The 12,527-nt window shown below is 75.3% G+C and carries 20 protein-coding genes; 12 read left to right on the top strand and 8 right to left on the bottom strand.

Annotated elements, in window-relative coordinates; genetic code table 11:
* Positions 1 to 8: 8 nt before the first annotated feature.
* Genes ACIA8O_RS36105 through ACIA8O_RS36120 form a run of 4 tightly spaced genes read right to left on the bottom strand, consistent with a single transcriptional unit; the run spans position 9 to position 2,163 of the window.
* On the bottom strand, positions 9 to 602 hold the full coding sequence (locus ACIA8O_RS36105; protein ID WP_396298285.1) for a hypothetical protein: 594 nt from the start codon (positions 600 to 602) through the stop codon (positions 9 to 11).
* Positions 602 to 1,591, bottom strand: coding sequence for a hypothetical protein (locus ACIA8O_RS36110; protein WP_396298286.1), 990 nt, complete (start codon positions 1,589 to 1,591; stop codon positions 602 to 604). Before ACIA8O_RS36110 ends, ACIA8O_RS36105 begins: the two co-directional genes overlap by 1 nt.
* Positions 1,588 to 1,767, bottom strand: coding sequence for a hypothetical protein (locus ACIA8O_RS36115; RefSeq protein WP_396298287.1), 180 nt, complete (start codon positions 1,765 to 1,767; stop codon positions 1,588 to 1,590). Before ACIA8O_RS36115 ends, ACIA8O_RS36110 begins: the two co-directional genes overlap by 4 nt.
* A gap of 24 nt (positions 1,768 to 1,791) precedes the next feature.
* Positions 1,792 to 2,163: an STAS domain-containing protein gene (locus tag ACIA8O_RS36120; protein ID WP_396298288.1), complete on the bottom strand. Its 372-nt coding sequence runs from the start codon at positions 2,161 to 2,163 to the stop codon at positions 1,792 to 1,794.
* Positions 2,164 to 2,459: 296 nt separating this feature from the next.
* Between ACIA8O_RS36120 and ACIA8O_RS36125 the strand changes: the two genes are divergently transcribed.
* From ACIA8O_RS36125 to ACIA8O_RS36150, 6 genes are all read left to right on the top strand, one after another.
* Positions 2,460 to 2,876 carry an Asp23/Gls24 family envelope stress response protein gene (locus ACIA8O_RS36125; RefSeq protein ID WP_396298405.1) on the top strand — a complete coding sequence of 139 codons (417 nt, stop codon included), beginning with the start codon at positions 2,460 to 2,462 and terminating at the stop codon, positions 2,874 to 2,876.
* A gap of 84 nt (positions 2,877 to 2,960) precedes the next feature.
* The gene (locus tag ACIA8O_RS36130) at positions 2,961 to 3,551 is read left to right on the top strand and encodes an RNA polymerase sigma factor (protein WP_396298289.1); all 591 of its coding nucleotides are present in this window, start codon (positions 2,961 to 2,963) and stop codon (positions 3,549 to 3,551) included.
* On the top strand, positions 3,542 to 4,192 hold the full coding sequence (locus ACIA8O_RS36135) for a hypothetical protein (RefSeq protein ID WP_396298290.1): 651 nt from the start codon (positions 3,542 to 3,544) through the stop codon (positions 4,190 to 4,192). The genes ACIA8O_RS36130 and ACIA8O_RS36135 overlap by 10 nt, the downstream gene beginning before the upstream one ends.
* Positions 4,189 to 4,512, top strand: a complete 324-nt coding sequence (locus tag ACIA8O_RS36140; protein WP_396298291.1) for a hypothetical protein — start codon at positions 4,189 to 4,191, stop codon at positions 4,510 to 4,512. The genes ACIA8O_RS36135 and ACIA8O_RS36140 overlap by 4 nt, the downstream gene beginning before the upstream one ends.
* A 202-nt stretch (positions 4,513 to 4,714) precedes the next feature.
* The gene (locus tag ACIA8O_RS36145) at positions 4,715 to 5,455 is read left to right on the top strand and encodes a (2Fe-2S)-binding protein (protein WP_396298292.1); all 741 of its coding nucleotides are present in this window, start codon (positions 4,715 to 4,717) and stop codon (positions 5,453 to 5,455) included.
* A gap of 128 nt (positions 5,456 to 5,583) precedes the next feature.
* Positions 5,584 to 5,865: a hypothetical protein gene (locus ACIA8O_RS36150; RefSeq protein ID WP_396298293.1), complete on the top strand. Its 282-nt coding sequence runs from the start codon at positions 5,584 to 5,586 to the stop codon at positions 5,863 to 5,865.
* A gap of 28 nt (positions 5,866 to 5,893) precedes the next feature.
* Here ACIA8O_RS36150 and ACIA8O_RS36155 read toward each other — a convergent pair whose 3' ends face one another.
* A complete protein-coding gene (locus ACIA8O_RS36155) occupies positions 5,894 to 6,697 on the bottom strand; it encodes a SigB/SigF/SigG family RNA polymerase sigma factor (protein WP_396298294.1) in 804 nt (267 codons plus the stop codon).
* A gap of 238 nt (positions 6,698 to 6,935) precedes the next feature.
* Here ACIA8O_RS36155 and ACIA8O_RS36160 point away from each other — a divergent pair, with 238 nt between their 5' ends.
* Entirely contained in the window at positions 6,936 to 7,349 is a 414-nt protein-coding gene (locus ACIA8O_RS36160; protein ID WP_396298295.1) for an ATP-binding protein, read from the top strand.
* Positions 7,350 to 7,356: 7 nt separating this feature from the next.
* Positions 7,357 to 7,845: a DUF6328 family protein gene (locus tag ACIA8O_RS36165; protein ID WP_396298296.1), complete on the top strand. Its 489-nt coding sequence runs from the start codon at positions 7,357 to 7,359 to the stop codon at positions 7,843 to 7,845.
* An 18-nt stretch (positions 7,846 to 7,863) separates the two neighbouring features.
* Here the strand turns inward: ACIA8O_RS36165 and ACIA8O_RS36170 are convergent, their stop codons facing one another.
* Entirely contained in the window at positions 7,864 to 9,057 is a 1,194-nt protein-coding gene (locus ACIA8O_RS36170) for a glutamate--cysteine ligase (protein ID WP_396298297.1), read from the bottom strand.
* A gap of 584 nt (positions 9,058 to 9,641) precedes the next feature.
* On the opposite strand from ACIA8O_RS36170, the gene ACIA8O_RS36175 reads away from it, so the two are divergent.
* From ACIA8O_RS36175 to ACIA8O_RS36190, 4 genes are all read left to right on the top strand, one after another.
* A complete protein-coding gene (locus ACIA8O_RS36175) occupies positions 9,642 to 9,869 on the top strand; it encodes a DUF6296 family protein (protein ID WP_396298298.1) in 228 nt (75 codons plus the stop codon).
* A 60-nt stretch (positions 9,870 to 9,929) separates the two neighbouring features.
* The gene (locus ACIA8O_RS36180; RefSeq protein ID WP_396298299.1) at positions 9,930 to 10,085 is read left to right on the top strand and encodes a DUF6131 family protein; all 156 of its coding nucleotides are present in this window, start codon (positions 9,930 to 9,932) and stop codon (positions 10,083 to 10,085) included.
* 439 nt (positions 10,086 to 10,524) lie between these two features.
* Positions 10,525 to 10,986: an SRPBCC family protein gene (locus ACIA8O_RS36185; RefSeq protein WP_396298300.1), complete on the top strand. Its 462-nt coding sequence runs from the start codon at positions 10,525 to 10,527 to the stop codon at positions 10,984 to 10,986.
* Between the two features lie 69 nt (positions 10,987 to 11,055).
* Entirely contained in the window at positions 11,056 to 11,379 is a 324-nt protein-coding gene (locus ACIA8O_RS36190) for a plasmid stabilization protein (RefSeq protein ID WP_396298301.1), read from the top strand.
* 15 nt (positions 11,380 to 11,394) lie between these two features.
* Here ACIA8O_RS36190 and ACIA8O_RS36195 read toward each other — a convergent pair whose 3' ends face one another.
* Together ACIA8O_RS36195 and ACIA8O_RS36200 are read right to left on the bottom strand one after the other, a co-directional pair.
* A complete protein-coding gene (locus tag ACIA8O_RS36195; protein ID WP_396298302.1) occupies positions 11,395 to 12,129 on the bottom strand; it encodes a methyltransferase in 735 nt (244 codons plus the stop codon).
* A 28-nt stretch (positions 12,130 to 12,157) separates the two neighbouring features.
* Positions 12,158 to 12,385 carry a hypothetical protein gene (locus ACIA8O_RS36200; RefSeq protein WP_396298303.1) on the bottom strand — a complete coding sequence of 76 codons (228 nt, stop codon included), beginning with the start codon at positions 12,383 to 12,385 and terminating at the stop codon, positions 12,158 to 12,160.
* Between the last annotated feature and the right edge of the window lie 142 nt (positions 12,386 to 12,527).

Raw genomic sequence — 12,527 nt, forward strand, 5'->3', positions numbered from 1 at the left:
CGGGACGGTCAACTCAAGCGCCGCGGACCGGAGTCGGCCGGGGTCAGGCGCAGTCGTAGACGGAGTTCCAGGCCGGTGCTCTCGGCTGCTTCGGCGAGAACGGCCAGCAACGGGTCGACGGCCGCGGTCGGACTGGTGCGCCGCGCGAGCCGGGCGGTCAGCTCCAGGGCGGGGCGCCGGCCACGGCCCACCCGCACGTCGGCGTCCGCGACGCCGGGGACGAGCAGGGCCCGGGCGCGGACGGCCTCGGTGAGCGCGGCGGAGCGCAGTTCGCCCGTGTGGAGTTCGCTGGTGTGGGGTTCGCCGGCGTGCAGGCGCAGCCTGGCCGGGGTCCGGGAGACGAGCTGGGTGAGCAGGAGGACGAGGCACAGGATCCCGGTGGCGGCCACGGCCAGGGCCACGGGCTGGTCCCAACTCCGGTCGGCCGTGAGGCCGTTCGCCAGGGAGGTGGGCAGCAGCGCGGAGTCGGTGGTGCGGGGCAGCCAGGACGGCCGGACGTCGGGCGGCAGGACGCCGGCGGCAGCCAGCAGGACGGTGCCTGAGGCCGCGGTGAGGGCGAGTCCGGCCAGTGCCAGGGCCGATCGGTTGGCGGTGCGTCGCATCATTCCTCCGTGCGGTGGGGTGCGGGGAGAGCGGGGAGCGGTCCGGCTGCGGCGGGGCGGGGTGCCCGGACCACGGTCGGGGGCGGGCCGTCGAAGCCGAGGCGGGCGTAGGCGTCCAGGGCCGCTGCGCGCAGGGTGTCGGCGGCGAGCGGGAGCCGGGTGGTGATCCGTACCGTGCGGCGGGCCCGGACGCGGAGCCGGTCCGGTGCCCCGAGCTCTTGACGCACCTCGCGCTCGACCAGCCTGCGGTCGACCTCGACCACCGCGGTGCCGCCCGCCGGGGAGATCTGCCAGCCCGACCGACGGGTGCCGGTGGTGGCCATGACGGTCAGCCAGATCCCCAGCAGTGCCGTCACCGCGGCGCCGACCAGCACCGGCAGGTCGCCGACGCGCGCCGTCGCGAGGTCGTCCAGGACCTGTTGCACGGCGGCCGGGTGCGGGGCGCCGCGTACCCGGGCCAGCCACCACGCCGTCGCCGCCGTGAGACCGGCAGCGGCCAGCAGGGACGCGGGCACCCGTCGGGCGGTCCACCGGCGCGCGGCCCGGCGGGCCCGGGCGGGTGCCGTCGGCCGCTCGACGGCACCGGCCGGGCGTCCGCCCGGTTCGAGGGAGGTGATCAGGATCCGGGTGCGGCGCAGCCGGACTCCGGCCTGTGCGGCCGATGCCCGTCGCGCTGCCCCGGCGGCGGCCGCCGCGCCTTCGGCGAGCGGGCCCGGGTAGGGCAGGACGAGACGGAGGCCGACCTCGGCGTCCGTGCCGTGCCGCCTGACCCGTGCGCGGGTAGGGCCGATGCGTGCGTGGGAAGAGCCGATCCATGTGCGGGTAGGGCCGATCCGTGGGCGGGGAGGGCCCGACCGCGCCTGGGACGGGCCGTCGGCAGGTGGTGTGCCGTCCGCGGCCGCCCGGGTGACGATCCGGGACAGGGCCCGGTCGCTGATCCTGAGCCTGCCGCGTTCGCGCGGCGCCGGGAGCACGGGCCGGGCGGTCATCGCCGGCCTCCCCGGCGCCGGAGCCCGGCCGGCCCCGGCCCGCCGTCGGCCCAACTGCCGAGCAGGTGGCCGATGGTGCCGCAGGCGGCGACCAGCAGGAAGGAGGTGAAGCCGCCGAAGGCGGCGGCGAAGCCGAGGGCGAGATCGCCGATCAGGCCGGTGAGGGTGTGGGACACGGTACTTCCTCCTCTGGTGGTCCGTCAGTCGGCCGCGGGGAGCAGCAGGGTGTAGCCCAGCAGGTCCAGGAGCTGGCGGTGTTGGGGGCGCAGACCGGAGACCTCGAGCCGGGCGCCCGCCCGGGCGCAGCGCTTGCGTGCGCGGATGAGCAGGCTCAGGCCGCTGGAGTCCATGAAGCCGACCGCGGCGAGGTCCAGGTGCACCAGGCTGGTGCCCGGGCCGATCAGGTACAGGGGCCCGGCGAGTCGGGGCAGTGCGGTGGCGTCGAGGTCACCGCACGGGGCCAGCAGCAGGTGGTCGCCGGTGTGCTCCACGGTGCAGTGGAACTGCTCGCAGGGGACGGCCGCACCGTGGTGGGCGTGGTCTCGCCGGACTGCGGGCAGCGGGGTGGTCATGGGCGGGCCTCTCCTCGTTCTGCGGGGGTGCGCGGTGTGCGCGGTGTGCGCTCCTGTGCTTCTTCGACACCGGCGGGGGCGGATTCCTCACGCGGCCGCTCTCCCCCGTACGGGTGGATCGGGTGGGCGGACGGCCGAGTCGGGCGGTCCGGGGAATTTCCGGCCGGGAGCGCGTGAGGAATCCGGGCGGCCCGGTGTCCAAGGGGACGAAGCGCAACGACGAGCCCTTGGAGGCACCCGTGCCCACCACCGACACCACCCCGCGCAAGGACGCCGTCCCCGCCGGGGCCGCGAAGATCACCGCCCCGTCCGCGGAGCGCGGCCGTACCGCGATCGCCGACCAGGTGGTCGGCAAGATCGCCGGGATGGCCGCGCGGGAGGTCGACGGCGTCCACTCCTTCGGCGCCGGCCTCACCCGTGCGCTCGGCGCCGTGCGCGACCGGGTCCCGGGCGGCCGCTCGTCCGCCGGCGTCACCCGGGGCGTGAAGGTGGAGGTCGGCGAGAAGCAGGCCGCGATCGACCTCGACCTGGTCGTCGAGTACGGCGTGTCGATCACCGAGGTCGCCGCCGAGGTCCGGGAGGAAGTGGTCGGCGCGGTGGAGCGCATGACGGGCCTTCAGGTGGTCGAGGTGAACATCAACGTGGTCGACGTCCACCTGCCCGACGAGGACGACGAAGGGGATGACGAGGCGCCCTCCACCCGTGTCCGGTAGCGGCGCGCGGCGTTTGCCCGGGTGGGGCGGCACCCGCCCCACCCGCCCACCACGGCGACCACCCCCGGGAGCGACGGATCCGCCATGCCCGAGTCCCCACCAGCACCGCCGGCCCGGCCGGGCCCCTCCCTCGCGCTGCTGCCCGACCACGTCCTGGCGGCCCGGGCCGGCGACGGTGACCAGGACTCCTTCGCCGAGCTGATGCGCCGTCACACCCCGCGCGCACTCGCCCTCGCCACCCGGATGCTCGAGGACCGCCAGGCCGCCGAGGACCAGGTCCAGGAAGCCTGCCTGGCCGCGTGGCGGGCCCTGCCCGGCTTCCGCGCCGACGCCGCCTTCGGCACCTGGCTCTACCGCATCGTCACCAACCGGTGCCTCAACGCGCTGCGCGCCCGGCGCACCGAACTCCCCCTGGACGGCGCCCCGGAGGTGCCCAGCACCGACCCGGCCGACCTCCCGGAGCGGGCGGCCGAGTCCCAGGCCTCGGCCCGCGACCTGCGCTCGGCACTGGCCACCCTGACCCCCGAGCAGCGGGCATGCTGGGTCCTGCGGGAGCTGCACGGCCTGAGCTACGACGAGATCGCCGAGGTGACCGGCACCGGCGAACCCGCGGTGCGCGGACGGATCTTCCGCGCCCGCCGACAGCTGACGGAGGCGATGGCCCCATGGCGCTGAACGACGCCGAGCACCCCGCCGACCCCCACCCCCATGACGGCACCGACCCCGGCACGGACGACTCCGAGACCCTCCCCTGCGGCGCCGGCCTCGCCGCGCTCTGGGAGGACGGGCGCCCCGGCCCCGGGCACGAGCACTGCCCCGACTGCACGGCAGCGCTCGACGCCCAGCAGATCCTGCGGAGCACGGTGCGCGCCGCACTGGAGGAGGACCGGCAGCAGGCCGACGAGTCCGCCTTCCTCGACCGGCTCATGGCCGCCGTCCGCACCGAACTGCTCCCCGGTCCCCTGGTGCCGCTCGACCGGGACGGCGACGACTGGATCACCGGCTCCGCCGCGGCGGCGGTGCTCCGCGAAGCCGTGGACGCCCTCCCCGGGGTCTGCGCGGGCAGGTGCCGGATCGAACCCCTCGACGCCGCGGCACGGCGCGGCACGGCACGCCTCACGGTGCGCAGAATCCCACCCGGGCCGCTGCTCGCCTCGGTGGAGGTCTTCGCCGACCTCAGCCGGCCACTGCCCGAGACGGCCGCCCTGGTCCGCTCCGCCGTCGCCGAGGCCGCGGCGCTCCGCCTGGGCCTCGAACTCCAGCAGGTCGACGTCACCGTCCGCGACCTGCTGCCCGGCGAAGAAGGTGCGCGATGACCCCCGACGAACGCCGCCGGCTCGAAGCCGACATCGCCGCCTGGGTCACCGAACTCCCCGGTGTCGCCTACCTCAGCCCCCGCCTCCCGCACCGCCTGACCACACGGCCGGGCACCACCGGCGGCGTACGGCTGCGCCGCACCGCGCCCCCGACCGTCGAGGTGTGGATCGCCGTCCGACCCGGGCACCAGGCCTCCGCCACCGCGAGCAGCGTCCGTGAACGCATCGCCCTCAAGAGCGGCTGCCACCCGGGCCTCGCCGGAATCCGGGCGGAGATCGTGGTCACCGCTTGCCTGAACAGCGCCCCGCCACCCACCTGACCGAAGCCGGCCGGAACCGAAGCGACGGACCCCGACCGCTGGGCCGGCCCGCCGTCCGAAGTACTCCCCGCACCGGCGGGAAGGGGACGGCCGGCGGGCTGTCCTCGGCGACGAGGTGGCCGAGCGGTGGGCGCAGCCGTGCCACCACCCCCGGTCCCGTTTCATGCGCGTGGGACAGGTCAGACGCAAGAACATGGACACCGTGAGCACCACCCCCGTCTCGCCGTTGCCCGGTTGGCTGGACGCGCCGGCGCGTTGGCCCGCCCTGGACCCGGTCGCCGACCGGATCAAGCGCCTTGTGGACGGTCTGCCGCTGGGCCGGGCCCGCGGGCTGCTGCGCGGCGCCTGGCTGGGCCATTCGCTCCACCCGGCGCTGGTCCAACTCCCGCTCGGGTGCTGGCTTTCCGCGAGCGTGCTGGACCTCACCGGGAGCTCGCCGACGGCGGCCCGGCGCCTCACCGCCCTCGGTCTGGCCGGGGTCCCCCCGGCCTTGTGGGCCGGCTGGCTGGACTGGGCCGAGCTCGACCGCGAGCAACGCCGCACCGGCCTGGTGCACGCCGCCTCCGCCGTCACCGCCACCGTGCTCCAACTCCGGTCCCTGCACGCCCGACGCCGCGGTGACCGCCTGGCCGGCATCGGCTACGGCCTGGCGGGCAACGGCGTGGTGGCCCTGGTCGGTGCGCTCGGCGGGCACCTGGCGCACCGCTCGACCGACGCGTACCCGGCGGCAGACCGGCGCCCCGCCCCGACCGGATCCCCGGCCGGATCCCCGGTCGGCGAAAGTCGGCCGTCCGAGACTCCCGAGGCGCGGATGACCGCGGAGGGCGCCCCGCCGCCGGCCCACGAGGAGCTCAAGACCGACCGTGACGGCCCCGAGTTCGCCGTCACCGACCCGGGCCACCACCGGCCAGGGCCCAACCACCGTCACGGCCACGGCGTTTGACCCTCCTCCGACGCCGACCCGCAGGAGGGCATGTCCGCCACCGCCCGGGGAAGACGCCCAGCTACGCAGCTGCCGGTGCGGTGAGGTGAGCGCAGATGGGTGCGAGGTTCTCGGGGTGGGAGAAGAGGATGCTGGTCGACATCGAGGCGGGACTGCGCCAGGACCGGAGGCTGGAGCGTCGGCTGCGGACGGGGCGGGCCGGGGTGTGCTGGTCGGTGTGGTGCAGTGTCCACGCGACCGTGATGCTGGCCTCGGTGTTGGTCGTGGTGTCGGTGGGCGCGTTCGTGGCGGCCGGGGCAGCACGTCAGGGTGGGCTGGTGCTCGCTGGTGCGCCGGCCGCTGTCGGTGCGGTGTGCGCAGTGCGCCGCACCCTCGCGCTACGGGGGCTGCGCCGGCACCGGCCGGGCTGAGCCCGGGCCGGGCCGGCAGCCGGGCGGCTCACCCGTCGAGGGCGGTGCGCAGGTCGGTGAGGGTGCGGCTGAGGAGGCGGGAGACGTGCATCTGGGACAGGCCGAGCCGGCGGCCTATCTCGGCCTGGGTCAGATCGCCGGTGAAGCGCAGGGCGAGGACGGCCCGTTCGCGCTCCGGCAGGGCGGAGATCAGCGGTTTGAGGGACTGGATGTCGTCGACCGTGACGAACGACGGGTCCTCGTGGCCGAGGCGCCGGTCGAGCGGCCCGGGGCAGTCCTCTTCGTCCTCGCCGGGGGTGTGGGCGTCGAGTGAGCCGGCGGTGCGGGCGACGGCCACCGCGATGCCGTCGGCGACGCCCTGTTCGGTCAGGCCGGTGCGTTCGGCGAGTTCGGCGTTGTCGGGGAGACGGCCGAGGGTCTGCTCGAGTTCGTCGGTGGCCTGGGCCACCGCGAGCCGGGCCTCCTGGAGGCTGCGCGGGACGTGGACCGCCCAGGTGGTGTCGCGGAAGAACCGGCGCATCTCGCCGAGGACGGTCGGCAGCGCGAAGGTGGTGAACTCGACGTTGCGGTCGGGGTCGAAGCGGTCGATGGCCTTGATCAGCCCGACCATGCCGGTCTGGACGATGTCCTCCATCGGTTCGTGGCTGCTGCGGAAGCGGCGCGCGGCGAAGCGGACCAGGGACATGTTGAGCTCGATCAGGGTGCCGCGGACGTAGGAGTACGTCTCACTGCCCGGCTCGGCCTCCGCCAGGCGGCGGAACAGCTCACGGGACAGCTCACGGGCGTCACCGGTGCTGACCGCGCTCGGGTTCACGATGGTGTCGGGTGCCATCAGGTCTTCCTTCCGCAGGCCCCCGTCCTTGCTCCTGCCCGGTTGGGCTGCGTGGAACCACCGCAGGCCCGATGATGTGCCTACCCGGTGGCCGCTCTCGGGGATGGACCGCGCCCGTCCGGGCAGGCGCACGGCATGGAGTGAGCGCGGCAGAGGCCAGAGCGGGGTGAGGTGAGAGCTGGTGGCTTCGGATCCCACGGCTTCGTCCCGACCGGCCGGAACACCCCCGGTGCGTCCGGTGGAAGTCGATCTGAAGGCGGAACCCCATCCGGTCATGGTGGCGCGCCGCGAGGTGCGCGGCGCCCTGGCCGTCGCCTCGGTGCCCGAGTTGGTCTGCGAGGACGCCGTCCTGGTGACCGGTGAACTGGTCGCCAACGCCGCGCTGCACGCCGGCGGGCCCGGCCTGCTGAGGCTGACCGTGCTGGACGACGGCGCGCTGCGCATCGAGGTGAACGATGCCGGCCCGGGTCTTCCGCACCACAGACCGCCCTCCCCCGGGCGCCCGGGCGGGCACGGCCTTCAGGTGGTTCACCTGCTCAGCCGCAGCTGGGGCACCCTTTCCGGTCCCGGTGGCAAGACGGTGTGGGCCGAGATCCCGGGCGCCGTCCCGCAGGGGCCGGGCGGGCCGCCGAGAGCAGGTGAGGGCAGGTGAGGTTCCGGTGAAGGAGCAGCCGGGCGGCCGTGACGGCGGGCGCGACGAGACGACGGCGGAGCGGGCCGACCGCCGGTGGAACGAGCTGCTCCAGGAGGTACGGATAGCCCAGACCGGTGCCCAGATCATGTTCGGCTTCCTGCTCACCGTGGCCTTCACCCCGCGCTTCGCCACCATCGACGGATTGGAGCGGGGCCTGTACGCAGCCGTGGTGACGCTCGGGGCGTTCTCCGTCGGGGCGCTGATCGCCCCGGTCTCCTACCACCGCCTGCTGGCCGGCGAGCACGTCAAGGCCCGGATGGTCGACGCCGCCGCCCGGCTGGTCTCGCTCGGCATGGTGCTGCTGGGCGTCACGGTCTGCACGGCCCTGCTCCTGCTCCTCAGGGTGGCCGGGCTGGGCGCGGCCGCCTGGGCGATCGCCGGGGGCGTGGCGGCCTGGTTCTCGCTGTGCTGGGTACTGCTGCCGGCCGCAGTGCTGCGCCGCAAGGGCCGATGAGTGCGGCGCGGCCGCGTCTCAGGCGTGGCCGGTGAAGGCGTCGGCGAGGAAGTCCACCACGTCCTCGGCACGGCCCCGCCCGCCGAGGACAGCGCGCTGTCGGTCGGCGCCCGTGCCCTCGCGCAGCGTCCGCTCCAGCAGGGCGGTCACCGTGGCCAGGTCTCCGGCGGCGGCCAACCCGGGGCCGGCGTACTCGACCAGGCGGTCCAGCAGGTGCCTCTGGTGCACCGTCCGGCCCGAGTGCGGGTCGAGGCCCGCGCCGCCGAGGCCGGCGCGGGCCGCGCAGCCGTGCGCGGCCCGCAGCAGGGCGTCGGACACGGCCGGGACGGGGCGGCGCTCCTGGACGTCGCGGCGCAGCCGGGCGACCAGGCCGCGGACCAGGCCGGCGAGCAGCACGGTGGTGTCCGGGTCGGCGCTGACGTCGGCGATCCGCACTTCCAGGGTCGGCACGTGCTCGGAGGGACGGGCGAACCAGTAGATCATCCTGCGGTCGAGCAGCAGCCGGGAGCTCACCAGGGAGTCGGCGAGGGCCTCGTAGGCTGCGGCATCGAGGACGGGGGCGGGGCCGACGGTGGGCCAGTGGGCCCAGCAGAGCGCGCGCCAGCTGGCGTGGCCGGTGTCCTTGCCCTGGCAGACGGGCGAGTTGGCGGCGAGCGCCTGCAGGGCGGGCAGCCACGGCCGCAGATGTGCGCTGAGCAGCAGGGCCTCGGGCTTGTCGTGGACGCCGAGGTGGATGTGACAGCCGCAGGCGGTGCCCGTGCGGTGGTCCACCACGGAACCGAAGTGACGGGCCATCAGGCGGTAGCGCGGGGTGTCGGTGACCGGGATCGGGGTGGTGGCGGCCAGCGGGGCGCAGCCCGAGCCGATGGCCCGGCAGTCCGAATCGGCGGCCGCCCGTGCCACCGCGCCGCGCAGCCGCAGCAGTTGGGCGCGGAGGGTGGGCAGGGTCCGGACCGGTTCCGTGCAGACCTCGATCTGGCAGGTGTAGAACTCGGCCTGGAGCAGCGCACCCAGTCCGTGCTCGCCGGCCAACACCTCCGGGGCCCGGGCGACCGGGGCCCGGGAGTCCGGGTCGACGAGCAGGAACTCCTCCTCGACGCCGAGGGTGGGCACGAGTGCCGCACCGGTGGGGCGCCGGGGGGAGTCGTCCGGCCACGGCGGACGGTCGGGCGCCGGGTCGGTGAGGAGCCGGGGGCGGGCTTGCACGGCCACGGGGAGCCTCCTGCGACGAGCCGCGCGGGCGGGCCTGGCCTGCTCCGCGGCCGCCCTGGTGGCGGGGCGGAAAGGGGTGACAGGCAGCGGTTGCCCGGGCCGTGCGGAAGCAAACACCGGCCCCCGGTCCCGGGGAGCGCTGCCCGCCTGCCGGGGATGTCGGGACGGGCCGGCGACCTACGCTGGAACCACACACCGGTGCGGGCGGGCACTTGCCAGGTCCAGCCCCGTGCGACCTGCACCGGTGGCGGGCGGCACCATCGACGGACCCCGGGCGCGGAACCGTCCCGGTGGGGGCGGGCCCGGGCACCTGTCGGCCTGATTGGCGCGGCCGAAGCCGGGCAGGTTGTGACCGGACCGCTTTCCCCTCCGAGAGGGGGTCCGACCATGTCCAAGCCGGTGAACCCGACCCGTACCGCGAGCTCCGCCTCGCGCGCCCCGCACGAGCACCGACGAGTGCACCGCCTCCCGCGTCGGGGGCACGCCCGTCTCCGCAGTGCCTGGCGCCGTTGGGAAGCGCCCTCGCACCGCCTCGACGCGGTCGCCGCCGCCGGCGGCCGACCGTCTCACGGGCGGTGACGGCCGTGGACGCCCCGACGCGTTACGTGATCACCCTGCCGGGCCTCACGGGCTCGCACCGTCCACAGGAGGCGGTGATCGTCCACGCCACCGGCGAGACCAGCGAGTGGGGCCGGCCCGTCTTCGCGGCAGGGGCCCTACGGGTGGACATCGCGGGCGGCATCGCCCACGTACTGGCCACCGGGGCCGGGCCGACCGGCCACACCTGCCTGCCCGCCACTCCCCTGCTCTGACGGCGGACGGCACCACTCAGCGGGGGAACGGACGCAAGTCCCCGACCGGAGAAGGCAACCATGATCATCCTTGGGGTGCTCCTGCTCATCGTCGGATTCGTCACCGGGATCTCGATCCTGTGGACGATCGGCATGGTGCTCGTCGTCATCGGCCTGGTGCTGTGGATCGCCGGGGCCCTGGGCCACGCGGTCGGCGGCCGCAACCACTACTGGTGAGACCTGGTCCCGCCTCACCGTGGCCGAAGGCGCACATGCTCAGGTCCGCCACCCGTACGCACGGGTGGCGGACCTGCACTGGGGCCGTACCCGTACCGGCCGGGGCACGGCACCGCGCCGCACCCACGGAAGGGGTCAGCGTCGGCCCCCTCGCCGGTGCAGGCCGGTGGGCGGCGGTTCGCGGTCCTTGCGACGTTGGCCGTAGGCGAAGGCGAGCCACCTGACCGGCGGCGTGGTGAACGCCACCGGCGGAGGGGCGCCGCCCTGACCGGACGGCGGCGGTCACCGGCCGCGTGTGTGGCAGCTCGAGACGGCTGTGCCAGCGGCCGGGTCCGCATTCGGGCAGGGTCGCGGGCATGACGTCGCCCGTGCCGGGCAGGCGCTCCGTGGAGCCGGACCGACCGTGGTCCGGCCGGCGACCGGGAGGAGCAGAGGCACCATGAGCATGGTCAAGCAGTCGATCGACGTCGACGTCCCGCTGCACACCGCCTACGACCAGTGGACGCAGTTCGAGGAGTTCCCCCACTTCATGGAGGGCGTCGACGAGGTCCGCCAGACCGACGACCGGCACACCCACTGGCGCACCAGCATGGCCGGCGTCGAGCGCGAGTTCGACGCGGAGATCGTCGACCAACTCCCCGACGAACGCGTCTCCTGGCGCACGACGGGCGGCGAGGTCCAGCAGATCGGCACCGTCACCTTCCAGCGCCTGGACGAGGCGCACACCCGCGTCAACCTGGCCATGGACTTCCGGCCCGAGGGCATGGCCGAGCGGGCCGCCGACGTGCTCGGCATGGTCGACCGCCGGGTCAAAGGCGACCTGCACCGGTTCAAGACCTTCATCGAGGACCGCGGCCGGGCCACCGGCGCCTGGCGCGGCCGCATCAGCCCCGGTAACTGACCCCCGGCAACTGACCCCGGTCCGGGCGACACCGACACCGGTGGCCCGGCCGGAACCTGAGGAGGCGTCATGCCGCGAGGATCCAGCCCGAAACGGGAGCGGCAGTACGAGCACATCAAGGAGGGCCTGCGGGAGCGCGGGGAGAGCGAGGAGCGGGCCGAGGAAATCGCCGCCCGCACCGTCAACAAGGAACGCGCCCGGCACGGCGAGTCCAGGACGGCCAGCCGCTCCTCCACCCACGACATCTCCTCCGCCCGCCGCGGCGGGCTCCGCTCCCACGGCGGAGCCAAGGGCCCGACCTACGACCAGCTGTACAACGAGGCGCGGCAGCGCAACATCAAGGGCCGCTCCACGATGAACAAGAAGCAGCTCCAGCACGCCCTCGGGCACTGACCCGGGGACGGGGCCTCACCGCCGCGTGGCGTCCGCGAGCGGGCGCCACGCGGCGGTGAGGCCGGGGTCCGGAGCGCGGACGACGCTCAGCCCGGCGGCGGCCAGCTCCCGCGTGAGCTGCTCGGGCGTGGCCGGCCACAGGTCGAACCGCTCGCTCGCCTCGCGCAGCGGCCTGCCCTCCCGTTCGACCCGATAGGTGAAGACGACCCGCTCCACGCCCCGGTGGGGGCAGCGGGTGACGGTGGCGCTGTACTGGTCCGGCCCCACGCGTACCGGGCCCAGCGGCACCAACTCCTCAGGCCCTTCGGGTAGCACGGTCGGCGGGGAATCGAACAGCAGCAGCCCGCCCGGCACGAGGGCCGTCGCGATGTCCCGCCAGGCGGCCCGCCGGGTGGTGGGGTCCAGGCAGGCGATCACGTTGGAGGCGATGGCCAGGCCCGCCGTCTGCCGCAGTCCCGCGCTCGCGAGCGGTTCGGCGTGCACGGTCACCCGGGCCCGCCGGTCGGCCCCCAGTGCGGCCAGGCGCGAGAGCAGCGCGGCCCGCATGGCCGGGGCGGGTTCGATGGCGTGGACCGGGACGCCGGAGGCGTTCAGCAGGACTTCGGTGACGATGCCCGTCCCGGCGCCGATGTCCAGGACCGCCCGGCGGGCCCGGGCGGCGGCTCGCGCGAACCGCCGCTCGGCCAGCCGGCGGTCGGTCTCGGCCTGGAGCAGGTCGTAGAACTCGGCCGAGACCCGGTAGTCGTTCACGACCGCGCGGACGCGAGGCAGGGCGCTGTCACTCGCGGCCCGCCGTTCCGTGCCGGTTCCCGGTGTCGTGCGGGCGGTTCTGCTCGGTCTGCTCGGCCACGGGGGCTCCGGCCCGCACCGTCTTCACGGTGGATTCGGGCGGGTCCTGGGCGCGACCGTGCTTCTTCGTGGCGGCGGCCCGGTCCGGATCGGGGTTCACGGGCTCCTGGTGGCGGCCGGGTGCTCCGCCGGCACCGCCCTGCGGGGTGTCCTCCACGGTCTCCTCCTCATCCTCGGACCACGGCGTCGGCCGCTGGCCGGAACTCCCCGAGCGCTCGGAGGGCTTCGAGGAGCGAGTCCTGGTGGGCTCGTCGGCGGCGTCTACCCCGATCCCCCCGACTGACACCACCCGCCCCTCT

This window comes from Kitasatospora sp. NPDC051853 (assembly GCF_044452665.1).
Classification (GTDB): domain Bacteria; phylum Actinomycetota; class Actinomycetes; order Streptomycetales; family Streptomycetaceae; genus Kitasatospora.